At 46.3% G+C, this 24188-nt stretch carries 20 protein-coding genes; 12 read left to right on the top strand and 8 right to left on the bottom strand.

Annotated elements, in window-relative coordinates; all coding sequences use genetic code 11:
- The first annotated feature begins 15 nt into the window (after positions 1–15).
- From B147_RS32395 to B147_RS0107560, 4 genes are all read left to right on the top strand, one after another.
- On the top strand, positions 16–501 hold the full coding sequence (locus tag B147_RS32395) for a hypothetical protein (protein WP_020586612.1): 486 nt from the start codon (positions 16–18) through the stop codon (positions 499–501).
- Positions 437–1375: a tyrosine-type recombinase/integrase gene (locus tag B147_RS0107570; protein WP_083927840.1), complete on the top strand. Its 939-nt coding sequence runs from the start codon at positions 437–439 to the stop codon at positions 1373–1375. Before B147_RS32395 ends, B147_RS0107570 begins: the two co-directional genes overlap by 65 nt.
- Positions 1362–2336, top strand: a complete 975-nt coding sequence (locus tag B147_RS0107565) for a tyrosine-type recombinase/integrase (RefSeq protein ID WP_020586610.1) — start codon at positions 1362–1364, stop codon at positions 2334–2336. The genes B147_RS0107570 and B147_RS0107565 overlap by 14 nt, the downstream gene beginning before the upstream one ends.
- On the top strand, positions 2333–3352 hold the full coding sequence (locus B147_RS0107560; RefSeq protein WP_020586609.1) for a tyrosine-type recombinase/integrase: 1020 nt from the start codon (positions 2333–2335) through the stop codon (positions 3350–3352). The genes B147_RS0107565 and B147_RS0107560 overlap by 4 nt, the downstream gene beginning before the upstream one ends.
- Before the next feature lie 435 nt (positions 3353–3787).
- Here B147_RS0107560 and B147_RS0107555 read toward each other — a convergent pair whose 3' ends face one another.
- The 3 genes from B147_RS0107555 to nhaD all read right to left on the bottom strand — a co-directional run bounded on the left by B147_RS0107555 (position 3788) and on the right by nhaD (position 7006).
- Entirely contained in the window at positions 3788–4504 is a 717-nt protein-coding gene (locus B147_RS0107555) for a class I SAM-dependent methyltransferase (protein ID WP_020586608.1), read from the bottom strand.
- A gap of 178 nt (positions 4505–4682) precedes the next feature.
- A complete protein-coding gene (locus B147_RS0107550) occupies positions 4683–5390 on the bottom strand; it encodes an RraA family protein (protein ID WP_033397084.1) in 708 nt (235 codons plus the stop codon).
- 338 nt (positions 5391–5728) lie between these two features.
- Complete coding sequence (nhaD, locus tag B147_RS0107545; RefSeq protein ID WP_020586606.1) at positions 5729–7006, bottom strand: sodium:proton antiporter NhaD; 1278 nt, start codon at positions 7004–7006, stop codon at positions 5729–5731.
- A gap of 233 nt (positions 7007–7239) precedes the next feature.
- Here nhaD and B147_RS0107540 point away from each other — a divergent pair, with 233 nt between their 5' ends.
- From B147_RS0107540 to B147_RS0107505, 7 genes are all read left to right on the top strand, one after another.
- Complete coding sequence (locus B147_RS0107540) at positions 7240–8661, top strand: HAMP domain-containing histidine kinase (protein ID WP_020586605.1); 1422 nt, start codon at positions 7240–7242, stop codon at positions 8659–8661.
- 345 nt (positions 8662–9006) lie between these two features.
- Positions 9007–9948 carry a sulfite exporter TauE/SafE family protein gene (locus B147_RS0107530; protein ID WP_020586603.1) on the top strand — a complete coding sequence of 314 codons (942 nt, stop codon included), beginning with the start codon at positions 9007–9009 and terminating at the stop codon, positions 9946–9948.
- A 1-nt stretch (position 9949) separates the two neighbouring features.
- A complete protein-coding gene (locus B147_RS0107525; protein ID WP_020586602.1) occupies positions 9950–10723 on the top strand; it encodes a TIGR02186 family protein in 774 nt (257 codons plus the stop codon).
- A gap of 17 nt (positions 10724–10740) precedes the next feature.
- Positions 10741–13317 carry a PEP/pyruvate-binding domain-containing protein gene (locus B147_RS0107520; protein WP_020586601.1) on the top strand — a complete coding sequence of 859 codons (2577 nt, stop codon included), beginning with the start codon at positions 10741–10743 and terminating at the stop codon, positions 13315–13317.
- Between the two features lie 51 nt (positions 13318–13368).
- Positions 13369–13749, top strand: coding sequence for a response regulator (locus B147_RS0107515; protein ID WP_020586600.1), 381 nt, complete (start codon positions 13369–13371; stop codon positions 13747–13749).
- A 26-nt stretch (positions 13750–13775) separates the two neighbouring features.
- The gene (locus B147_RS0107510; RefSeq protein ID WP_020586599.1) at positions 13776–14591 is read left to right on the top strand and encodes an adenine nucleotide alpha hydrolase family protein; all 816 of its coding nucleotides are present in this window, start codon (positions 13776–13778) and stop codon (positions 14589–14591) included.
- Positions 14592–14618: 27 nt separating this feature from the next.
- Positions 14619–15470: a universal stress protein gene (locus B147_RS0107505; RefSeq protein ID WP_020586598.1), complete on the top strand. Its 852-nt coding sequence runs from the start codon at positions 14619–14621 to the stop codon at positions 15468–15470.
- Positions 15471–15544: 74 nt separating this feature from the next.
- Here B147_RS0107505 and B147_RS0107500 read toward each other — a convergent pair whose 3' ends face one another.
- The 5 genes from B147_RS0107500 to B147_RS30150 all read right to left on the bottom strand — a co-directional run bounded on the left by B147_RS0107500 (position 15545) and on the right by B147_RS30150 (position 22200).
- The gene (locus B147_RS0107500) at positions 15545–15934 is read right to left on the bottom strand and encodes a hypothetical protein (protein ID WP_020586597.1); all 390 of its coding nucleotides are present in this window, start codon (positions 15932–15934) and stop codon (positions 15545–15547) included.
- Positions 15935–16298: 364 nt separating this feature from the next.
- On the bottom strand, positions 16299–18596 hold the full coding sequence (locus B147_RS0107495) for a methyl-accepting chemotaxis protein (RefSeq protein ID WP_020586596.1): 2298 nt from the start codon (positions 18594–18596) through the stop codon (positions 16299–16301).
- A gap of 294 nt (positions 18597–18890) precedes the next feature.
- Positions 18891–20264, bottom strand: a complete 1374-nt coding sequence (locus tag B147_RS0107490; protein WP_020586595.1) for a sigma-54-dependent transcriptional regulator — start codon at positions 20262–20264, stop codon at positions 18891–18893.
- Positions 20265–20326: 62 nt separating this feature from the next.
- On the bottom strand, positions 20327–21211 hold the full coding sequence (locus B147_RS0107485) for a DMT family transporter (RefSeq protein WP_020586594.1): 885 nt from the start codon (positions 21209–21211) through the stop codon (positions 20327–20329).
- A gap of 26 nt (positions 21212–21237) precedes the next feature.
- Positions 21238–22200 (bottom strand): MaoC/PaaZ C-terminal domain-containing protein, encoded by a 963-nt coding sequence (locus B147_RS30150; protein ID WP_020586593.1) that lies wholly within the window; start codon positions 22198–22200, stop codon positions 21238–21240.
- Positions 22201–22438: 238 nt separating this feature from the next.
- Here B147_RS30150 and gdhA point away from each other — a divergent pair, with 238 nt between their 5' ends.
- On the top strand, positions 22439–23788 hold the full coding sequence (gene gdhA / locus B147_RS0107475; protein ID WP_026259560.1) for an NADP-specific glutamate dehydrogenase: 1350 nt from the start codon (positions 22439–22441) through the stop codon (positions 23786–23788).
- The last annotated feature ends 400 nt before the right edge of the window (positions 23789–24188 follow it).

Genomic DNA, 24188 nt, shown 5'->3' with positions numbered 1-24188 from the left:
CAAGGAGGCAATGCCATGGAGACCGGACAAAATAAAACCAAAAATCCGAATCAAAAGCTTCAACGTCGTTTTCGTGCGTCCATCGCAAAAAATCCTATAGATTCACACCGCATCAGAAAAATTACAGGAAGCTTTGCTTTTATTGAGCACCGGTTCCTGCGGAACGGGTTTTGGGAAAGCCTGGATCATCATCAACTCCTGCTGTATCTGTTTCTGATCATCGTGGCTGATCGTAATGGACTGTCCTATTACAGCTATGATAAAATCTGCACCCTGCTCAGGATTTGTGTCGAAGACTATATCCTTGCCAGAAATGCCTTGATTGACAAGGATCTGTTAGCATTTGACGGCAATCTTTTTCAAGTACTGTCCCTTCCGGAAAGAGTGGTTCAGCCCTCAGCGCCCCCGCTTAAAAATCAAAAAGATATGGAACTGCATGATCCGGCAACCATCCGCAGCCTTGTCCTGCAATCATTTGGAGGCAGCCGTGATGGACACTGAAAATAAGGTCACCAAAGCAGTGGAGAAATATTTGGACTATTATCGAGATATAGTTTCCGGTGAGACGGCGTCCAATGCAAAAAGGACATTAACAGATTTTGCGGCCTATCTTCAGAGCGCAAACGTTTCTTTGGGCAACATATCCATTGACCAGGTCGATCAATTTTTAGCCGTCTGTAACAAGGGATATGCTCCCGGGACATGCAAGATACACCGATCATGTATACGAAAATTTTTAAAGTATCTTTATCAATACGAGGATCTCAAAAAGGACCTTAGCGCTTTAATAGTAAGCCCTCCGGAGTTCGGACAACTAAAACCAATCAAATTTTTACGCGCTCATGAAGTTCAAAAACTGTTTGACAGCCTGGAGCTATCAACAGCAAAAGATCTTCGCACTAATGCCGCCATTCACCTGGCGTATTACCTGGGATTAAGACCCAAAGAAATCAGGTCGCTAACCCTGGATGACATCTCATTTAGACAAAAAGAGATTTTTATCCGTTCAAGAAAAAATTGCAATCCTGCCCATCTTCCCCTTCCCGACAACATCATCAAAGCGATCACTGCCTATATTGTAGGCGGAAGACCTGAAACTCAATCCCGAGTTCTGTTTTTACAGCTGATACCACCTTATAAACCGACCAACACAAACGATATCCCCCGAGATATAAAAGAATGCATGACGAAAAACAATCTTGCATCAAGCACATACTGGCTGCGGCATTCATTTGCCCAGAATATGTTGGAATCCGGTATGTCCCTCTATGAAATCAAAGAAATGATGGGACATAAAAGCCTNGATTCGACCAAAAAGTATCTGAGTATTCATATCGGCCTGATGCGGGAGGTTATTCTTGATGAAACGTTTTAAAAGTTTTTTGGCTGAACAAATGGAGGATTTTATCACATATCGTTTTCAACTGGGGTACTCAAACACCTCAATGATGTACGGTCTTCGGGTACTTGATCGATCTGTGTCTGAAAAACAAGTAACGTGGGCATCCTTTGACCCGCTGTTTTTTATTCGGTTCAGAGCAAAACTTGATCTTGAACCCCGGTCCATAAATACGATTTTTAGAATGATAAAGATTTTTTTCAATTATCTTATACGCAAAGAGGTTATCCTGGAAAATCCGTTACAGGAAATCACTGAGCTTCAGGAAAATCTCGTTATTCCTTTTATATTTTCTCCGGAAGAAACAGATCGTTTTCTCAAGGCTGCCATCAAGTTGATTCGAAATAGTCAGAGATTCTATGTGTCTGATTTCAGTGCCTATATTGCCTTTTTGTTGATGGCTCGGTGCGGACTTAGAACCTCGGAGACCATTAATTTATTGAAAACCCATTATAGGCCNGAAGAAAGAACAATCTATATTGAAAAGACAAAATTTAGAAANGATCGATTGATCCCTATACCCAACGCCGTAGCCCATGAAATCAACAACCTGCTAAAAGTTCGTAGGTTATTCCCTGATGAGGATGACAGTCCTTTTTTGCTGATAAAGGTGAAAGGGAAAAAACTGGTACGGATGTTTATAAATCGGAGATTTAAACAAGCGCTCACATATATTAATCTTGATCACTCCCGGAAAATAATCGGTACCACAAACTTCAGCCAGCCTTCACATCATTCCCTGCGGCATTCGTTTGCTGTAAACACGCTGAAAAGGATAAAACAGCAGGGAAAATCCTGCCAAAATGCCCTGCCGGTACTGGCGGCCTACATGGGCCACAGCAAATACAAATACACAACCTATTACTTGAAGGTACTGGATGCTGAGCACCGCCGGCAACTGTTTAATTTTTCGATATCCAAAAGGGAGGGGACATGAGATTGACAAGTTGCCTGCACCAGTATTTTTATGAATACTTGCCCTCGATAAAAGGAACGAGCAAGCAAAGTGTTCAAGCTTACCGGCAGAGCCTGTCTTTATTCCTGCATTTCCTGGCGAACCATCACTCAATAAAAACCAAGTCGTTGACAATAGAACACTTAACGGTGGATGCCGTACTTGCCTTTCTCCAGCATCTGGAAAAAAACCGAAAAAATAGCACGCAGACTCGAAATCAACGCCTGGCCGTGATCAAATCTTTGGCCAAAATGATCCGCTTCATGCATCCGGATAAAAAACGAATTGCCGAGAGCCTCCTGAACATCCCCCAGAAAAGAGTTCAAAAAAAGGTGATGGGATTTTTATACCCTGAAGAAATAATGAAAGTCTTCAGTATCGTGGATTTGAAAAAGAAAGAAGGCATGAGGGATTTTACCATTCTACATTTGCTTTATGACTCCGGAGCCCGGGCCAGTGAGATTGCCACATTGGAATTTGACTATTTTGATCCCCAAAACGAAACCATTGCAGTCCTGGGAAAGGGAAACCGGTACCGATTGATTAATCTATGCCCCAGAACAGCCTCGTTGATCTCGGATTATATCAACCTTCATAGGGTAGATCCAATCCCTTTATTCGCCCATAGGCTTTTTATCAACCAACGAAAGCGGGAAATGACCCGGCACGGCATCAACAGAATTTGTAGGAAATATTTGACTTTAGCATTGCCTGAAAAAAGACTGAAAGGACTGAGTCCGGCTCACTGCTTCAGGCACTCGTGTGCAGTCAATATGGTCACCTTAGGCGCTCCGGTATCGGATATCAAAAATCGTCTTGGCCATCAAAGTGTTGAATCAACAATGACCTATCTGCAGTTGGATCTGTCAAAAAAACGAAAAATTCAAAAGACGCTCATGGAGTACATGCAATTTAAAATAACTGAAGACAAAATGATTGATGAGTTAATCGACTGGGAAAATAGTGCTGAGATCCTTGAATGGCTTGACAGTTTATGAATCACGGAAGCAGCTTTTGCTATCCTTGGAGGGGTATGTAGTAAAACAAAAAATTATGTTGCCACTGATTTTTAAAATTTTCAAACTGGTCTTTAACGTGTTGAATTTTAATACAATATTGATTTGCAATAGCAATAGATGAAATCACCTTTAAATTTAGCAGGTTAGGCACACTCGCAACATAATGGTATTATGTGACCCCATAGTCTTTATTCAAAAGGCGTTCAATTCTTTTTCCAGTCCTTCGGCCACCCACAATTTGAGAGCGAGCTTTAGTGTTTGTAGTCTCAATTTGATTGTCAGCAAGGCTTGGCACAATATATGGGATTTTTAAAATGAATTGGGAGCCGGTGTTTACCAGTCACCCAAAATTTTATCTGTAAAGATTATCAATCCGGTGAATAGCCTCCGCATCACTGATTTTTGTCAAAAAAACTACTTAAAACCACCAAACAAGCTAAAAATACCATGTTTAAAAAAGCAATCTACCTCTTTAAAACCAATTTGTGTTAAAGCTTGTAGTTGAGAACCAAGTGTGTCCGGTCGATTATCTGTATTCTTTTTGTATTGGTCAGGAATTTCAAGTAAATTTTCGCTCATCGTTTTGTTGGGATGCTCTTTTATCCATTGATGCCAGAGTGACAAAAACCAGTTTTCAATTTTTGTCGAAACAGGGGCAACAACATCATAATGTACAAAGCACCCGCCTGGAGATAAAAGTTTATATATGTATGAATATAAGAGCTTTTTCTCTTCCAATGGCAGATGGTGAATAGCTAATGAAGAATAAATAAAATTGTAATTTGAGTTCAGCAACTCATCGGAAAATAAACTCTGGAAGCTTGCCTGAATGAAATTGATATTTGCCCTTTTTCCTAAACGTTTTTGGGCCGCTTCGAGCATTTCATTTGAACCATCTACAAGTGTTATGCTTTTTGGGGAAAATGTTTTTAATAATTCTTCTATAAACAAACCATCTCCACATCCAAGGTCTAATACATTATTGTCGCTTTTTGCCGCAAAGAAATAGGCATAGAGTGATTTTGTAGTTTCAATAAATTCACGGCGGAAAGGTAGGTAAATGTTTGCTTCATCTCTGTAGTTCTGGGAGAATTCACTATTCGTCCATCGTGATTCTTCAAATTTTGACATTTATATTTCCTTTTATTTGCCGGACGGCCACCCCTTACTCCCCAATTCTTCAATTCCGGCTCAAACACAATTGCCGCATCGTCATCTTGGCACGTGATCCGTATACCGTATGGCAGGGCGCCTAAGTGATGGGGAATCCTATCCCGATTAGCAGAAATAAATATCAATAAATTTCTGCTCACTCTTCAATGGCCCCTCCAATTTCTCGAAGATGCTTTCGAAATGTATATCTTGGATCGGCGGATTGCCTTTCAAGATATTCGTCAAATCGAAGTTGCTCACTAAGCTTTTTGCCGGATTGAATGGCATCCGCTTGACGCCTTTCCGTAGACCAAATCTCTTTTGCTGTTAACAGTAGTTCTTCGATTTGGTTATCTGGCACAAAAAGTACGCCATCTTCATCGGCAAAGACAATATCTTGGCGGCTGACTATGATGTCTCCAAAATTTGCCGTAATAAGAGAGTTAGGATTTCGTGAATCAAGTCGTTGAGGACCAGCAGGGTACATGCCATAGCTGAAAATTGGGAAATTAATTTCTTTAAGTTCTTTGGTATCGCGGTGTCTCCCCCAGACAATGATAGCCGCCAGCTCGCAGGCTTCAGCCTCAAGAACTGTCAAATCACCAATACAGCCTTCGTCCAATCTTCCATTGTTATCTATGATAAGAACGTCACCTTTTTGTGCGGATTTCATCGCTTCTAAAAAAATATCAACGCTTCCATAGTGCCTCACCGGCAAAGCCCGGCCGGAAACATGACTTCCGGGAATCAATGGAAAAATACCAGATGGGGCTATGCGAAGAGGGATGCCTAATCGCAGGCAGGCATCTGATATAAGCGGGGTTGAAAGTTCTGAAAATTTTTGTCGTATACGTTGATTATCCACGACCCCTCCAAGAATTGTATAGTTTCAAGATTCTAACATGAGTATCCGCAGTGTTGCCCAGAGCATGGCGGTAGTGAACATCCGCTTATAAAAATACGCTCTTTCCAGAGCCAAAAACAATCAGACCCTTTGGATATTATGTTTTACGCTTTTGTCTTTTAACATATCAAGTATTGAGGTTTCAAACGTATTCGAGGTCCGTACGTACGGTTTTGTGAGAGGGGGATTATTTTGCCAACCGTTGTGTTTGAACGAAAAGTCACTCGTCTGGGTTTTGCATCTGGGCGGCTTTTCGTTCAAAAACGGATTTTGCTTAGGCACTCATTAGCGTTAAGCCACTAATTGAGCAGTCTAAACTGAACCAGAAAGACCAGTATGCCTGCAATATAACCCAGCACTGCCAGTCCGCTGATTTTTTTCACGTACCAGAAAAAGTTGATTTTCTCCAGGCCCATGGCAGCAACGCCGGCCGCCGAACCAATGATCAGCAAAGATCCGCCGGTTCCGGCACAGAACGCCAGGAAGGTCCACAAAAAATTGTCTGTGGCAAATTGATGGATATCGTACATCCCCATGGACGCGGCCACCAGGGGGACATTGTCGATAATCGAACTGATCACACCGATCACGGCAACGATAATACTCTGGTTTCCAATGGTCTGATTCAGCCAGGTCGCCAGGATGGTCAGAATGTGTGAATCCTCCAGCGTTGCCACTGCCAGCAGAATCCCGATGAAAAAGACAATGGACGCCATATCGATTTTGGTCAGGGCATGCACCATGGTCAAAGGCTGTTTCATTTCGTCGGTCTTTTGTCTGTGGACAAGCTCTCCCACCACCCAGAGAACACCAAGTCCGCACAGTATTCCCATAAAGGGTGGTAAATGTGTTGTCTCCTTAAATATCGGCACCATGACCAACGACCCCAACCCGACAATGAACATCAGGTTACGTTCAAATTTGGTGGTTGTCTTTAGTCCGTTTTGTTCCGCTTTTTCTCCCACGGTCTTGCCCCGCAGCATAAAGCTGACAACAATCAAGGGAATAATAAGATCGGCAACCGATGCCAGGAAGACCGATTGAAGTACACCCATTGAACTGATTTGGCCGCCGATCCAAAGCATGGTTGTGGTGACATCTCCAATGGGTGACCAGGCCCCGCCGGCATTGGCGGCAATCACAATAACTCCTGCAAAGATCAGCCGGTCATCATGTTTGTCCAGAAGTTTTTTGGTTAATGACACCATGACAATGGTGGTGGTCAGGTTATCCAGCATGGCTGAAAGAAAAAAGGTGACAAGGCCAATGAGTACAATCAAAACACTTTGGCTTGTGGTGGTAATCCGGGAAGTGATCACTTCAAAGCCGTCATGGGCATCCACCAGCTCAACAATGGTCATGGCTCCGAGCAGAAAAAAGATAATCTGGGCCGTGGCTGCAAGATTTTCATTGAGCTGTTCTGTCACAAGGTGATGATTGCCTGTGGCAACTGCGTAAATGGTCCACATGATGCCGGCACCCAGCAGCGCGGAAGCCGACTTGTTTACCCTGAGCGGATGCTCAAAGGCAATTGCCGAATAGGCCAGAACAAAAATAACGATTAACAACGTATGCATAACGCCTCCTTAAATGTAAAAAAACAAACCGTCAAAACGTCAGCATAAAGCATGCCAAACGGAAACCTGTGATTGAACGAAAAGTCACTAATTAAGCGGAAGGGATCTGATGGAAAAAATAGACACCCGCTTGATAATATTAGATTTTTCAATGTTATGGTTGATGGTATGATTTATGCTGTGATAATTAAGACTTCTAATTATTGTCACGCTGTTGAAAAGAGGAAATTTATATGCCCGTCACCATCCGAACCAAGATTATATTAGGCTTTGTTGCCAGTCTTATTTTTGTCAGTGTCTTAAGCATGGCCTTTGGCCTGAACATCATGACTTTGAAAAATAAAATGGTTGTTTTAGACCAGTTTCACGGTCTTTTAGACAATATCCTTGAAATCCGGCGGTATGAAAAAAATACCATTCTTTACGGATACCAGGACAAAATCGTTGTGGAACTTCAGGATTACCTGCACCGCACCCAAAGCGATATCACAAGCCTTTCAGACTCCATCAGCATGGTGGCAGGTATTGACCGGTATAACGACTTTAAAAAGAAGTTTGAAACATATAAAGCACTTATAGGGACGGGCAAAAATCGACTGGACACTGCCAAAGTCGCCCAAATCCGCTCCCTTGGCAGTGATATGGTGGCGTTCTGCGAGGGACTTCTGGTCAAGAAACGCGAACGAATCAACCGGTCCCTTGAATATATGGTTTCCTTTTCCATTATCGCCGTGGGGGGATTTATTTTTTGTGTTGCCGGTTTGTTTCTGTTTGAAGCAAAAAGCCTGCTCAAACGATTAAAGCAGGTGACCCTGGCCACCAAAAGCATCCCCAAGGGACAGTTTAAAACCATCATGGAAGAGGCGCCCAAACACGATGAAATTTCACAACTGATTGCCGGTTTCAACCAGATGGTCCGGGAACTGGATGAAAAGCAGGAGCAGCTGGTCCAGTCCAGAAAGCTTGCCTCCATCGGCACCTTTACATCTGGGATAGCCCATGAGATCAACAATCCGCTCAATAATATTTCGCTTACCGCCGACGGCTTGCTTGAAGGGTTTGAAGACCTTTCCGGTACCGAGACCCGGGAGATGATCCATGACATTATCACCCAGACCTCCCGGGCAAGCGGTGTGGTTAAAAATTTGCTGGATTTTTCACGCAGCGATCAAACCGTCATGTCTCGGATCTCCGTGTCTGACGTAATTTCCGGCACCCTGGGGTTGGTGAGAAACCAGCTCATGGTCAACAGGATTCGCCTGACCACGGATATCCCGGAGACTCTTCCGGCCATCAGGGGCAACCTGCACAACCTGGAGCAGGTATTTATCAATCTGTTTTCCAATGCCATGGCTGCCATGCCCGCCGGCGGCGATATTTCTATTACCGCAGACGTGCAGGAAGATGGCCGGATACGGATACGGTTCAAGGACTCCGGCCAGGGCATCGCCCCTGAAAACCTGGCCCAGATATTTGATCCGTTTTTCACCACCAAATCCGTGGGCAGAGGGACCGGGTTGGGCTTAAGCATTGTTTACGGCATCATTAAAAAGCACGACGGGCATGTGGCTGTTGAAAGTGACAAGGGCCAGGGCGCCTGTTTTATTATATTGCTTCCCGCAGTTACCGATGATCAAGAAAATGTTTCGATTTGAAACATCCTATCCGTATATATAAAGACAGTGTTTACCTATCCTTTTTGAACCGGCTCATGGGCCTCTATGTTTCAAAATGAACTAATCTTTTCGGCTGGTCACCTTTCCCGGCGGCCAGCCGGGCACATTTCCTTTAAAATTTTTGCCCATATCACAAAAAAAATTTTGGAACCCTGATTAGACAAGGGGTTTCCCGCGTCCTTCCCTGACTTTGGGTTGATGGCATTTATTTTGCTATCCACGATTTTTAAAAGATTTTTAAAAGCGCGGGCACCTTAAATAGACGCGCTGCCGGTGCGGTAAAGGGTCGCCCAAATTTAAACCTAAAAGAGGAGAAACTTTAAGATGTGGCATTTGTATCTGCCGATTGCAGGCCTTAGCATCAATACCCTTGAGGTGTTTGCCATGGGGGGATTTGTGGGGCTGCTTTCCGGCATCTTTGGCGTTGGCGGCGGTTTTCTGATGACCCCGCTTCTAATCATGATCGGCATTCCGCCGACCATTGCAGCAGCTTCGGATTCCAACCAGATTGTGGGCGCCTCCACCTCAGGCACCCTGGCCCATTACCGCCTGGGCAATGTGGATTTTAAAATGGGGATTTTGCTCCTTGTGGGCGGGATCATCGGCGGCACGCTGGGCGTTCATGTAATTAAGATTTTACGGGCCCTGGGCAATGCCGACTTTCTTATCCAGGTCACCTATGTCCTGATGCTGGGGTTTGTGGGATCTTACATGTTCATCGAAAGTCTGCAGTCTTTGCGAAAGTCCAAAGCGCCGGCCTCCGAAACCATTGATGTGAATGAAAAGCCTCGTAAAGAGTCCATGTATATGCAACTGGTTAAAAAACTGCCCTTCCAGACCCGGTTTGAAAAGTCCGGCGTGGAATTGTCCGTACTGCTGCCCCTGATCCTGGGTACCTTTGTGGGTATCCTTGCGGCCATCATGGGGGTCGGCGGCGGTTTTCTGATGGTACCGGTCATGGTCTATCTGCTTCGCATGCCCATGCATGTGGTAGTGGGAACAAGTCTTTTTCAGATTCTTTTCACCTGTATTGACGTGACCATCATGCAGGCGACCACCAACCATACCGTGGATTTCATCCTGGCGCTGATCCTGCTTTTAGGCTCCACGCTTGGGGCCCAGCTCGGTGTCAAGGTGAGCAAAAAACTTAAAGGCGAACAGCTCAAGATTCTTCTGGCAAGCCTTGTGCTTGTGGTGATGCTCAAAATGCTGTTTGATCTTTTGGTGACCCCCGATATTTTATTGGCATTTGCAGGAGGGCATTAAAATGAAATTATCCCAAAAAGCTGTGGCAGGAGCTTTGTTGCTTATGCTTATCTGCCTGCCTGGGCTTGCGTCGGCAGCCGTACCCGGCACGGTGACGGTGACCCCTTCGGCCATCAACATCGGGGCATCTTTTAACGGCATTGACATTAAGGTAGAAGGAACAATCCCTAAAGATGCCGATGCTGTGGTCCGCTTTAAATCCGGCGAACAGGACGTGGCTTTAAAAGAGAAGGGAAAAGCCATGGGTATCCTGTGGATGAATATGGGTACCGTAACCTTTCACCACTGCCCGGATATTTTCATGGTGGCAACCCCCCAATCTTTGACCAAAGAATCCGACCAGTGGAAGGGGTTAAACTTAGGCATACCCTCTTTGATAAACCAGATAGAGATTACACCTGCCTCTGGAGACAAAACCTTTCTTTTTGACGAGTTTGTCAAACTCAAATCCAAGCACGGGGCTTATGCGTCCGGGTTTGGCGAGGTGGCTTACCAAACGCCAACCAATGAGTTGAAACCGTTTTCTGCAAAGATCTCCATTCCGTCCGGATTAAAACCGGGCAGCTACCAGGTGGAGGTCTTTACGGTAAAAGACGGCGCTGTTGTGTCCAAGGACCAGACAAGTGTTGATGTCGAAGAAACAGGGTTTCCCAAGTTCCTGGCATCTCTGGCTTTTGGCAAACCGCTGCTTTATGGTATTGTGTCGGTAATCATTGCCCTGGCTGCAGGGCTTCTCACCGGCCTGATCTTCCAGGGCAGCAACGAAGGCCATTAATCGGGATCTTTGTAACCATGGCAAAGTTTTTGGATCTAAAATCTATAGGCCGCCTGTGGGGCAGAAAACAGCTCCAGGCTGAACAGCGCTCCATATTTGAAGTGTTTTCAAGTTTCAGGCGGCTTCTGGATTCCAATAACCAGATCCTGGATCTGATGACCGGCATGGGTGACAAGCTGGGGGGAGATTATATTTTCGACACCCACTATATCCACACCAGCTGCCAGGAGATCGCAAGCCTTGTCTACAAACTGATTCATCATTTTAATTTTATCGCCCAGGACAGATACCCCGGACTTGATGATGCGTTCTGGCGCATCAACACCGGGATTCAGGAGATGCTTGAAGGCAAATCCAGCCTGCGGCCGGACCGGCAATGCACCATTGCCGATACCTTTATCACCGCAGATCTTGAGGAACAGGTGGGGGCCAAAAACGCCAACCTGGCCCAGCTTAAAAATGTGCTGGACCTCAATGTGCCGGATGGGTTTGCCGTCACCTCCTCGGCCTTTCACTGGTTTCTGGCTTACAACGGCTTAGAGCGGGAAATTGAATCTCTTACCATCCAGTGGAAGGAAAAACAGATCTCTGCAAAAAAAGCGTCCGAAGAAATCAGGCGGCGCATTGACAGTGCCGTTGTACCACCGGGAATGAAAAAAGAGATCCAGAAGGCACTAAAAAAACTGGCCGGATGGGGCTCGAAAAGAAAATTGCGTCTGGCGGTGCGAAGCAGTGCCGTGGGTGAGGACGGCAAAAACAGTTTTGCCGGCCAGTACACCAGTTGCATCAACACCTGTGCCGATGATTTTTTTAAAAGCTATAAAACCGTGGTGAGCAGTGCCTACAGCCGGGAGGCTATGGCCTACCGGGATGCCAACGGCTTTGAAGAGCACGAAATGGCCATGGCTGTGGGTTGCCTAGAGATGGTACAGCCAAAGATGTCCGGCGTCCTTTATACCCTTGATCCGGTCCGTCCCGAAGAAAATCGCATAAAGATCAATGTCGCATTAGGCCTTGGTTCCCCCCTTGTTTCGGGCCGGGCCGTCTTTGACAACTATGATGTGGATAGAGAAGCCCCCCACAAGATTTCCCACATGACCGTGGGCGATAAAAAGCAGTGCCTGGTGGCGCTGCCCCATGGCGGGGTGGGCCAGAAAGATGTGCCCGAAACGTTGCAATCCGCTCCCTGTCTGACCCAGGAGCAGGCCGCCCGCCTGGCTGAAATCGGCATCATGGTGGAACGTTACTTCAGAGCGCCTCAAGATATCGAATTTTCCGTTGATGCCTCAGGAAAGATCTGGATTCTGCAATCCAGGCCCTTGAATATCAAGGAAAAAATGAGCCGGATGGTGTGCGATATCCCTAAGATCAAGGAAAAATACGACATCGTATTCTCAGGCAAAGGCATGGTCGCCCAGGATGGTATCGCCATCGGCAAGGTGTTTTTGTATGAAGACGGCCGGGATCTCGATGATTTCCCACCAGGGGCCATCCTGGTCACCCGGCATGCATCGCCCAAGTTTGCCATGATTGCCAAATATGCCGCAGGGATCATCACGGACATCGGGTCCCCTGCCGGCCACATGGCCACCATTGCAAGGGAGTTCAGGGTGCCCACCCTGGTAGATACAGGCATTGCCACAAGCAAGCTGAAACAGGGTCAGGAGATCACGTTGGATACCGAGGGCAAGGTGGTGTACGACGGCTCTGCCAAGGCGCTCTGTTACTACGTTTTCGCTGACGACAACTTTGCCGACACTTATGAGTATCGTCTGTTGAAACGGGTATTGAAAAAAATATCGCCGTTGACCTTTGTGGATCCCGAGGACAAACGGTTTTCCCCGCGCTTTTGCCAAACCTTTCACGATATCACCCGGTTTGTGCATGAAAAGGCGGTGGAAGAGCTGATCAATCTCAATTATTACGATCTGAAACATGAGCGGTCCAGGGCCCAGAAACTCAAGGTGGATATTCCGCTGGATCTCATGCTCATCGACATCGGCGAAGGGCTTGCGCCCGGTGCCGGCACCCGGGCCGTGATGCCCAAACAGATCACCTCTGTACCCCTGAATGCATTTTTAAAAGGATTGACCCGCAAAGGCATGTGGAACAGCGAGCCCATGAGTGTTGATTTTAAGAGTTTTATGTCCAGCCTGACAAGAACCCAGCCTCCCCACCAGACCCGCCCCGGCTCCATCGGCCAGAATCTGGTGGTGATGTCCAAGGAGTATATCAACATCAGTCTGCGCCTGGGCTACCATTTCAACATGATTGATGCCTATATGGGCCCCAATCCAAATGACAATTATATCTATTTCCGGTTTTTCGGCGGGGTGACCGATGCGGGGCGGCGCACCCGGCGGGTAAGCTTTCTGGCCCAGGTGTTGGAAAAGGCCCATTTCAGTATGAAACAGGACAATGATCTGCTGGTGGCCAAGACCAAAAAAATGAGTTGGGAGCGCATGGAAGAAAGCCTTGTTCTTGTGGGGGAACTGGTGGCGTTTACCCGGCAGCTGGATGTCAAAATGCTCAATGACACGTACGTGAAAAAATATGTGGATGATTTCTGGGCGTTAAGCTTGGGATCAGATTAAACCTGTCCCAATATAGCCTAAAATTTTAGGTCGTATTTAAGGAGGATACCATTGGAAAAAGAAAGAAAAACAAGCATTTTTATTTTGGACGATGAACCCATTGTGTGCAAGCGGCTCAAGGCGTCCCTGGATAGGAAAGGGTATGAAGTTCAAACCAGTTGTGACAGCGTTAAGGCCCTTGAAATCGTAACGCATACCCCCTTTGATATCGTCATCACAGACCTGAAAATGGAAGGTATTGACGGCATGCAGTTTTTCACCGAGGTCAAAAAACAGCATCCGGATACACAGGTTATTGTCATCACCGGCTTTGCCACCCTGGAAACCGCTAAAGAGTCTTTTAAAAAAGGGGTGTTTGATTTCCTCGCAAAGCCTTTCAAGCTTGGTGAAATTTTTGCCGTCATTGAGCGGGCTGAAAACAATATCAAATAGTGTTTGTCAGGAGAATTTAAATAATTATGATACGCACCCTTATTACCCTGGACAAAGATCTGGCCTCCAGCATTGCGTTAAGATATGCCTGCAATGCCGTACGCAATTTTGACATGGCACTTTCAGCCCTGCATGTGGAAGATCCCGGCCCCAAAGGCCGGCTTCCCGGTACCGGCTGGGTCCAGAGAAGCTGGGAAACCGCACTCGAAGAGGACGGCCGGCAAAAGATCAAAGCGCTGATCGACATGGAAAATATAAAATTTCCAGCCCTGGGACTTCCCAAAATACGCATCGGGGATAAAACAGAAGAGACGCTTTTGGAGGCCCACACAGGCAATTATGATATTTTTGTGGAAGGATTGCTGGCAACTGACAATACTGCCGATTTTCACCAGGCCGTGAAATCCCAACTGCTTCGTAAAATGCCTTTGCCAAGCATCCTGGTAAAAAATTTGATCCCTTTGGAATCCATGGTCCTGGTGCTGACCCAGGGGCATGACCTTGGGTTACTCATGCCTGTGCTGTCCTATTTTATCACCCAAAGCGGCCTGCCCCTTAAGGTTTTTATTTGGCATCCCCATCATATAAAAGCCCTTGAATTTAAGAGCGCCCAAGAGAACGCCAACGCATTTTTTACCCAGGTGGAAGACAGTCTGAAAAACGCCAATTGTCCTTATACCGCTATTCAGGCTGTTACGGGCCCTGCAACACTTCTGGCCAAAGAACTTGGCCCCTGCGGCCTGGTTGCCTCGGTCATCGGACACAAAGACCTGGCGGAAGATCAGCCCTGCATGGAACTTCTGGCAAGAATGGAATCACCGGTAATGATGTTCTGGCAGTAAGCATTTTGGCCAGAAAAGGAGATATCAATGAATATATTAACCGTGTTGAATAATGATGCCGAAGACGGTGAACAAAACCGGCAGGTCCTGGTGGAAGCGGCAGCTATCGCCCGGCAGACCTGGGCAGATGTGACCCTTTTAGGTATCGATGCCAATGGCGGCAACCGTTCATGTGACAGTGCCATGGCACAGATGCTTGTGTATAAGCAGGCTTTTTTAACTATGTTTGCGGATTTAGGAGACGACTGCCCTTACACCCCGGACCGGCGGGTATCCAAAACAGTGATGTCCGCTCCGGGTGTTTATGAAAATTTGGAGGTTCTCCAGGGCCGCTTTAAAAACCTATCCGTGCGTGTCCGCCAGGGCAGCCCGGGGCCGCAGGTGCTTGGGGAAGCCGCAGATGCCGGCGCCACCCTTATTGTCATGGGAAACCATGAAGCCACACCCCTGTGTAGGACGGTTGCCAATGAAGCGGCCTGTTCCGTTTTAGCGGTCAAGGGGGAATCCCGGCCCAAGCGCGTAGTGTGTTGCCTGGATCAGGAAAATATCAGCCAGGCCTCCCTTGAGATGGTCAGCCAGTTAACAACCGGTTACCAAGCCGGGCTTGAGCTTGTGGGCATCACCCATTCAGGTGAACTCAAGGATGTGGTGGACCGGCAGATGGACCATCTGGTTCAATACTACCAGGCCAAAGGAATTAACACCCTGGTAAGACTGGTGGAGGACAAAACCATGACGGCGTTTTTTTCCCGGTATGCCAAAAACTATCTGATCTGTCTGTGGATGGGAGAAAAATCCCGGCTTCAAAAACTGTTTGCCCGCCAGGGCGTTACAAAACTGATCGACGATGCCGGGTCTTCGGTGCTCATTCTTAGATAAAATGTAAGTTGTTGTCTGCATCTTCCATCCCGGTGCGAGGATCATAACGGGATAAAGGTGCAGACTTCATGATCCTATAGTGCCGATTTCTCTTTAACCTTTATGACCTTAACCGGCATATCTGCTTTAATCTTTTTTACGGCATCTTCCATATTTTGATCATCGGCATCTATGAGAATCAGGTCGATGTGCTCCTTTTTTATAATTTTCATAAGTTCAGACTGCACTCCGCCCTCGCCTGAATAGAAGAAAACCGGCATCTTTTCCTGTCTGGCCTGCCTGACGATATCCATACATGCATTTTCAAGGGATGGCGGCTTGCGCAGCCCAATAGCATCACAATTGTGGATCAGAAGCACAAAAAGCCTGGCCTTGATACGCTCCACAAGGGCGATGCCGTGGTATAATGCTTTCAGATCCGGGCTTTGGGTGGAAAAAAGAACGAGTATGTTTTCGGTATTCACCTGTTATGTCCAATTTTTAATAAAAATCATTGATCGGCGGCGTACTGAACCCTGTCCTGGACAGCAGTGAAGTTACTGCAGTACTCCACGGTTGACACCATAAAAGGCTACAAGATTCATGCCATCTGAAAGTTTTATGAAATGCGCATTATAACAGGGCGTTTCCATAGACAAATCCGTTGATGGTTCAAAATGAAACGAGATGTTATTTCAAAATGAACTGAAAAAGAGAGTTGAACGAAGGGCAATCACATGAGACTATCCTGTAGTTGTGTCAATTTCGAATGGTTCATACGGTGTCGATGGTCATGTTAAATTGATTCTTGGTATTTTTAATACAATTGAAAGATAAGTCCTCACGGTTTTAAATTTTAAAACGGTCTACCAGATCCTTAAGTTTTTTTGCTATTTCTGACAATTCGCCTGCACTCGTTTCGACTTGGCGGCTGCCTGTGCTCATTTCTTCGGCTGCTTGACTGACTTGGGTAATGTCTTGTGTAACCTCTGCGGCGACCATTGATGTCTGGTTCACATTTTCATTCACTTCGTTTAGTCCCAAGGCAGCCTGACTTACATTGTTTGAAATTTCTTGCGTAGTAGCAGATTGTTCTTCAATCGCTGTTGCCACAGTACTGACAATAGAGTTAATTTCATTTATAACTGTGACAATTGACTCAATTGCTTCCACAGATTCCCGGGTGGTTGTCTGTACACCTGCAATTTTAGAACTAATTTCATTTGTAGCTTCAGCTGTTTGTTGGGCAAGCGCCTTAATTTCGCTTGCAACTACTGCAAAACCCTTCCCGGCATCGCCAGCTCTTGCGGCTTCAATTGTTGCATTTAATGCTAGAAGATTGGTCTGCTCAGAAATTTCAGATATCGTATCAGTTACCTTATTAATTTCGGATGCAGCTGTCCCCAGTGCCTCCACTTTTTGTGAAACTGTATTGGCTTTTTCCACAGCGAATGCTGTTGTCTCACTGCTCTTGGCAGTATTATTTGAAACTTCTTGAATAGTTGCGGTCATTTCTCCTGCTGCTGAGACAATCATTTGGATATTAGCAGTGGTTTGCTCGGTTGCAGCTGCTACACTATTCATATTTGTACTCATCTCTTCTGCTGCAGCTGCTACACTATTGGATTTTTCAGCTGTTTGCTCCGCGTTTGTTGACATCTGTTCGGAAATAGCTGATAACTCTGTCGAAGAAGCAGTTAACGTTTGAGTTCCCCTTGAAATATCGTTGAACATCTGCCTTAGTTTAGATGACATGTCATTTAATGATTTTGCCAAAATACCGATCTCATCCTCTTGATCAATATCCAGTTGCTGGGTTAAATCACCATTGGCCATTTCTATAGCCATGGCCACGCCCTTTTTGATGGGTCTTGTAATCGATCGACTTAAGAATACGGCAATCAGAAATATTAGAACTATTGACACCATGGCTATAATGACTACGTCAATTTTTATTGATTTTACTGAAGCAAAAGCTTCAGCTTTATCAATTTCTGCAAGTAATCCCCAGGTTATACCTCCTACATGGATAGGCGTATATGCAGACAAAACAGGGTTCTTATTGTAATCGATAATAATTTTTTTACCGGTTTTTCCAGATAGAACATCATCCGCTGCTTCGGTATTGACCGAACCCTTTTCTGGATTGGCCCATGACGCCTTTACCGAATGATTTTCCGGGTCTAAATATGAATCAGATCTCATGAGCTTATCCGGGCCAATAAGATAGGTTTCTCCAGTCTCACCTAATCCTTCCCTTTGAGTCATAAGTTTGTTGATCCGGTCAAGGGGCATCTGAAAAATTGCTACGCCCACTTTTTTATCACCATCAAATATGGGAGAGGCAATGAAGCTTGCCGGTGCTTCGTAGGAAGGAGTATACTTCTTATAATCCTCCAGGATCACAAAATCCTTTTTTGTTGCTTGAGCAGCCTTTTTAAAGGCTTGGGCGAAATTGGTGTTTGAATAGGGGCCATTTTTAAGGGAAGTTGCATAATCAAGTTCTTTAAAAACAGAGTAAACAATATATCCTGTCTTGTGATCAATGAGGAAAATATCGTAGTAACCAAATTTTTCAAGGTAGTTCCGGACGATCGGATGAATTTTAGCATGTCGTTTTGAATAATTGGAAGAATCCGATGCCTTATCAAGCATATGTTTAGATCCCAATGGGTATTTATTGGCTGCGATATAATAATACTGAAGTGCAACAGTGTTTTGATCAAGTTGATTAAGAAGATTCCCCACATCAAGAGTGGTATCGGAATTTTGAGACTTATATTCCTTGTAAAAAGCATTAGTATAATAATTCATGACTTTTGCCGTCATCGTTTCGCCGACTTGTGCACTATCTTGAGCGGTATCACTAACCTGTCTGAATTCTTCTGAAAACCCGATCATGGCATCCACAATCATTTGATTCTCTGAAAATGTAAGGATTTGATTTTCAATAGTTTGAAAATAGTCTTCAATATTCTTTTTTTTTATCTGCCGCACAGCTTCGAGTTGATTGAATGCCTGAATTGAAAGTGCCTTATTTGATAGGCCGACAGATACAACCCCTAAAATCGTCAGCGGCAGAATTCCGACCATCAAAAAGGTCGCAATCAGTTTAATACCAATTTTTATATCGTTAAGCTTTCTCATATATGCTTCCTCTTAAAAGGGATTTGACGAGAATCAGTATGATTTGTTATTCAAATTTTGCAATTATCGAGACTCATATGCAGTGTCCCCTAATATTAGAATGAATCCAAATACCATATCTTGTGGTTCTGTCCAAGTTTTAAAAATTAATTTTATATAAAATTTAATTTTTTAAAAGTTTGACGATTAAGGCCATTTGAGATGTTAGTTGAAGATTTCAACTATTAGGATTCTGATTTTTATATGCTCGGAATAGTAACAATGATGAAATTTTTTGATTTGAAACAGAACAGATTATTCCAAACGATACTTTTTCATCTTCCGCCACAGGGTAGTTCTGGGAAGATTCAGGATCTGGGCGGCTTTACCTTTGTTGAACGCGGTTTTTTCAAGAACCTTTTCAATGTATTTTTTTTCAACATTTTCCAGGGACTCAAGCTGCGATTCATCCACACTGGTAAATGAAAGTTCCATCAGGTCCCGGGGCAGGTCCTCACATCCGATATATTTGTTTTCGGTCAGGGCTACGCCCCGTTCAATGATATTTTCAAGCTCTCGGACATTGCCTGGAAAAGGATACTGGTTGAGGACCGCCATGGCCTTTTTGTCCACGCCGGAGATCTCTTTTTTGAACTGTTTGTTGTACCGGGTCAGAAAATGCTGGATGAGCAGGGGAATGTCTTCCTTGCGGTGCCGCAGGGGTGGCAGCATAATGGATACCACATTGAGACGGTAGTAGAGATCCTCCCTGAAGTTATTGAGTTCAACTTCTTTTTTGAGATCGTGGTTACCGGCGGCGACCAGGCGGGCATCCACCGCAATGGGCTTGGTTCCTCCCACCCGCAGAAGATTTCTTTCCTGGATGAACCGTAAAAGCTTTACCTGCATGTTCGGTGGCATCATGCCGATTTCATCTAAAAAAATCGTGCCTTTGTCTGCGGATTCCAGCAATCCGATCTTGGTGCTCACCGCCCCGGTAAAAGCGCCTTTTTCATGACCGAACAATTCGTTGGTAATCAGATCATCGGAAAAACCGCCGCAGGAAAAGGCAATAAACGGCTCCTTTTTGCGTGTTCCTAAAAAATGAAGAGCCCGGGCCACAAGCTCCTTTCCGGTACCGCTCTCCCCTTCAATTAAAACGCTGCAGTTCAACGATTTGACCTTGTCAATCATCTGGAGTACTTCCTGGATGGCCGGGGAGTGGCCAATGAGAAACTGCTCCCGGGACTGCTTGATCAATGCTTTTTTAAGCGCTTCTGTTTCCCGAATAAGCTGGACCGCCTTGAGCGCCCGCTGGCTTAAAGAGAAGAGCAGATCCATTTTCACAGGCTTGACCAGAAAGTGAAAGGCACCTGCCTGGACCGCCTCAATTGCGGTTTCAATGGAACCGAAACCCGTGAAAATAATTACTTCGGTGTCAGGGGATAACTTTTTAACCGTGGAAAGCACCTCCATGCCATCCATGCCCGGCAGTTTCAAGTCACACAGCAGCAGATCAAAGTGCACGGCCTTCATGCGCTGCACAAAAGCGTGTCCATCCGCAAATGATTCAATCTCATAATCGGCCCGGCGGCTAAGGCCTCGCTCTATTTCTCTGCATGCAATGGGCTCATCATCCACGATGGCCACACGCATGGGTAACGGTTTTGTTGTCTCCTCCATGCCCATTGATTACAACAAATCCGGCGTGATTTAAAGAGACTTTTTAAACCCGTCTTTTGGGTCAATCATTAATTAAAAATTACAAGATAAGCCCCGGCCACCGCCAGCACAATGGCGGCCAGCCGCTGGGCCGTCATTTTTTCCTTAAGCCATACCGTGGCCAGGATGAAAAGAAAGATGGTGGACATCTGATTTAGAACTGCGGCCCTGGATGCCGTGGTGTATTTCATCCCCGCTACCCAGAGCACCAGGGCAATGTAGTTGCCGCTCACCGTTGCCGGAAAGGCATTGAACCAGGCTTTTGAAAATTTAAGTTCCCGGGCAAACCGTATTCGTTCCGGATGGCACAGCACAATGGGGACAAGGCCGATTAACCCGGCCGTCACCCGGATAAAGGTGGCCCAGAATACATCGGCCTGGTCCAGTACATCCTTGGCAATCACAATGCCCAGCGCCATGAACATCATGGCAAGGGAGCCTGCGCAAATTCCCAACAGATTTTGGCCTTTGCGTCTGTTGCCGGAGTTTAAATCCTGTAGGGGAACAGCGCCTACCAGTATGGCACAAAGGACCAGACCACTGCCGATGATCCCCCAAATACCCATACGCTCACTTAAAAGAATATAGGAAAATACGAGAACGCCGGGCAGATACAGGCACTCCACCACCGCCACCATCCCGGCACCCAGGCGGTTCAGGGCGGAAAAGTAAAATATGTCAGCCAGGGTAATGCCCAATAATCCCGACAGGATAAGAATCCACCATACACGCGGTGTCACATCGGGGAAAAAAGGGACGCCCATCACGAACATGGTCAGGCCGATCAGTGCCATGGCCACAATACTTTTATAAATATTCAGGGCAATGGGCGAGAAGCTTTCCCCTGCTTTTTTAAACAGGATAACGGCAAAAGCCCAGAAGAATGCACATGCCAGCGCAAAGGCGGATCCCATAATGTCCTTTCAGATGCTGTTTGGTATCAGATGTCTGTTGGCGAAAACCGAAAACTGCCTTTCAGGTGCGGGACGCCTTTTGCTTTGTCTCGCAGTTCAAACAGGGCATTGGTTCCCGAAAAAGTATATCCAAGCGTGATCTGTGCCGGCATGAAAATCGGTAGTTTCAGTGCCCCGTTCATCCCTGTGAGTTTTGGATAGCCAGCAGCCTTTTCAAGGCTTGCGCCGGCCCGGGCCATGCTCCAGATGCCGTGGGCAATGGGGTGTTTAAAGCCCATGAGCCGGGCCGTCCAGGTGTAGAGGTGATGGGGGTTGAAATCCCGGGATACGTCCGCATAACACCGGCCCGTATTGCCGGGCACTTCAATAATTTCCCTTACCGGCAAAGGGATCTCCTGGGGCGGAGGCTTTTTCCCCTTTGACTTCCTTGTTTTGGACCGGGTGAAGTATGTGGCTGTTCCCTGCCATACCAGTTCTTTTTCCTCTGGTTTTGAAAATGCTTTGGTTGCAGGATTGTCCTCTGCCATGGCCGCTTCCATGAGAAACCGGGAGGTGATACCCTTTTCTGTCCGGGTCATATCCAGAATCCGGCAGTAAAGATCCATTTTCTGACCTGGTGACACCGGCTGGATCAGATCGAAGGACTGACCGGTCTGGATAAGCCCCATGGGGCTGATGGGAAAGCACGAAGCCGATATGAACCGTGACATCATGCCGATGAACAGGGACTGGATAAAGGCTGCCGGCACACCGGCTCTGCCCATGTCGTATCCGCATACCTGTTTGAATCTGTTTACCTTATCCGGATCAATGGGGACATTGGGATAAACCACACAGGCTTTTTCAAGAATCGTATCCGGGGCCGGGGTTATGGGGCGAACCATGGACAGGAAGATCATCCGGGCAAATAATCCGGGAATTGAAGGTGGGGTATTCATGACAATTACCCGTTCCCGGCCTGAAGGGCGAAACACGGTCTCCTGGGTCATGATATTCATATCCTGTTAGGCGTTAAAAAAACTTTGGGCATCCTATCACGTCCGGCTGGCTTGTCAATATACGCATCAAACACGGATTACCGAAAATTTTGCTTTCATGGCCTTCTATAGCCATGGTAAAATCAAAGAACAAGATGTGTTCAAAAGGTGGTCGGCGATTTTATCGGTGCCGCGGTTCATTTTTTCAAAAGCGGAGAATATTACCCTTATATATAGGAGACGATTTAATATGGGAACCGTAATGGATATTGTCAGAGGTAGAGATCCCTATGAAAAAGAATTTCACCAGGCCGTTCACGAAGTGATGGGATCCGTCAAACCGGTGCTTGATAAAAATCCGGAATACCGGCATGCAGGAGTCATGGAGCGCATAGTGGAGCCGGAGCGTGTGATTCAGTTCCGGGTGCCTTGGGTGGATGACCAGGGCCAGGTGCAGGTGAACAGAGGATTTCGCATTCAGATGAATTCCGCCATCGGTCCTTACAAGGGGGGCTTAAGATTTCATCCGTCCGTGAACCTTTCCATTTTGAAATTCCTTGCCTTTGAGCAGGTATTTAAGAACGCGTTGACCACGCTTCCCATGGGCGGCGGCAAAGGCGGGTCCGACTTTGACCCCAAGGGAAAATCCGATTTTGAGGTGATGCGGTTCTGCCAGAGTTTTATGACTGAATTGTACCGTCATATCGGCCATGACACGGATGTCCCGGCAGGAGATATCGGGGTGGGGGGCCGGGAGATCGGCTATCTGTTCGGTATGTATAAAAAGTTGAAAAATGAGTTTTCAGGCGTGCTTACGGGCAAGGCCCTGAACTGGGGTGGCTCGCTGATCCGGCCCGAGGCCACAGGTTACGGCTCTGTTTTTTTTGCCGATGAGATGATGGCCACCCGCAATGACAGCTTGAAAGGTAAAATCTGCCTGGTATCAGGTGCCGGCAACGTGGCCCAGTATACCACCGAAAAGATCAACCAACTGGGGGGAAAGGTGGTGACCCTGTCCGATTCCAGCGGCTATATTTATGATGAGGAAGGCATTGATGAAACCCGTCTGCAGTGGGTTATGTATCTTAAAAATGTTAAGCGGGCACGTATTAAAGAGTATGTGGGAAAGTATCCCAAGGCCCAATACACGGCTGTTGACGCAAAGTTGGACCACAATCCGCTGTGGAACCATAAAGCCGATTGCGCGTTTCCTTCCGCCACCCAGAATGAGATCAATGCAAAGGATGCCCGGAACCTGGTGAACAACGGGGTGTATCTTGTATGCGAAGGGGCCAATATGCCGTCAACCCCCGACGCCATTGATATTTTCCTGGATAACAAGCTGCTCTATTCGCCGGGCAAGGCATCCAATGCCGGGGGCGTGGCTGTCTCCGGCCTTGAAATGTCCCAGAACTCCATGCGCATTAAATGGTCCCGGGATGAGGTTGAAGCCAAACTCAAAGGCATTATGCAAAGCATCCACCACGCCTGCCTGGATGCGGCCGAAGCGTACGGTACGCCCGGCAACTATTTGAACGGGGCCAATATCGCAGGGTTTGTCAAAGTGGCAGACGCCATGATGGATCAGGGCATTGTCTGATTCCGGTTTGATGGCACCGGGGTAATTAGTGATTGAACGAAAAGTCACCCACCTGCGGCGTTGTATCTGGGCAACTTTTCGCCCAATCACGGGTTTCCGGTCAGGCACTAATTAAAAATTTTTTAAGAAAGTCTGTGTAACTAACACAGATCGTTCACCTTTATAGTTCAGGTCATATGACTTGATACTTTCATCAATTTCATATAGTATAATCACTCCGAAGTTTACCTAAAATAAGGAGCAGAGCCATGGCCCAAGGCAAAGCGCTTACACCAGAAGAGAAAAAAGCAATAGTGGCCCTAAAAAAATATTTTGACCGCACTATAGATGATCTTGAGGAACAGAAAGAATTAAGTGCGCAGAGGGTGTCAAATGCTCTTGGGTTTGGTTTAGCGACGGT

The sequence above is a fragment of the Desulfobacter curvatus DSM 3379 genome (genome assembly GCF_000373985.1).
Taxonomy (GTDB): Bacteria; Desulfobacterota; Desulfobacteria; order Desulfobacterales; family Desulfobacteraceae; genus Desulfobacter; species Desulfobacter curvatus.
Note: the sequence above shows the minus strand (reverse complement) of the source record. Positions and strands in the feature narration are given on the sequence as shown.

Coding starts and splice junctions, on each gene's coding strand:
- B147_RS30150 (WP_020586593.1), bottom strand. CDS start 22,200: ATGACCCAGGAGACCGTGTTTCGCCCTTCAGGCCGGGAACGGGTAATT.
- gdhA (WP_026259560.1), top strand. CDS start 22,439: ATGGGAACCGTAATGGATATTGTCAGAGGTAGAGATCCCTATGAAAAA.
- B147_RS0107485 (WP_020586594.1), bottom strand. CDS start 21,211: ATGGGATCCGCCTTTGCGCTGGCATGTGCATTCTTCTGGGCTTTTGCC.
- B147_RS0107525 (WP_020586602.1), top strand. CDS start 9,950: ATGAAATTATCCCAAAAAGCTGTGGCAGGAGCTTTGTTGCTTATGCTT.
- B147_RS0107530 (WP_020586603.1), top strand. CDS start 9,007: ATGTGGCATTTGTATCTGCCGATTGCAGGCCTTAGCATCAATACCCTT.
- B147_RS0107505 (WP_020586598.1), top strand. CDS start 14,619: ATGAATATATTAACCGTGTTGAATAATGATGCCGAAGACGGTGAACAA.
- B147_RS0107495 (WP_020586596.1), bottom strand. CDS start 18,596: ATGAGAAAGCTTAACGATATAAAAATTGGTATTAAACTGATTGCGACC.
- B147_RS0107555 (WP_020586608.1), bottom strand. CDS start 4,504: ATGTCAAAATTTGAAGAATCACGATGGACGAATAGTGAATTCTCCCAG.
- nhaD (WP_020586606.1), bottom strand. CDS start 7,006: ATGCATACGTTGTTAATCGTTATTTTTGTTCTGGCCTATTCGGCAATT.
- B147_RS0107510 (WP_020586599.1), top strand. CDS start 13,776: ATGATACGCACCCTTATTACCCTGGACAAAGATCTGGCCTCCAGCATT.
- B147_RS0107490 (WP_020586595.1), bottom strand. CDS start 20,264: ATGGGCATGGAGGAGACAACAAAACCGTTACCCATGCGTGTGGCCATC.
- B147_RS0107520 (WP_020586601.1), top strand. CDS start 10,741: ATGGCAAAGTTTTTGGATCTAAAATCTATAGGCCGCCTGTGGGGCAGA.
- B147_RS32395 (WP_020586612.1), top strand. CDS start 16: ATGGAGACCGGACAAAATAAAACCAAAAATCCGAATCAAAAGCTTCAA.
- B147_RS0107560 (WP_020586609.1), top strand. CDS start 2,333: ATGAGATTGACAAGTTGCCTGCACCAGTATTTTTATGAATACTTGCCC.
- B147_RS0107540 (WP_020586605.1), top strand. CDS start 7,240: ATGCCCGTCACCATCCGAACCAAGATTATATTAGGCTTTGTTGCCAGT.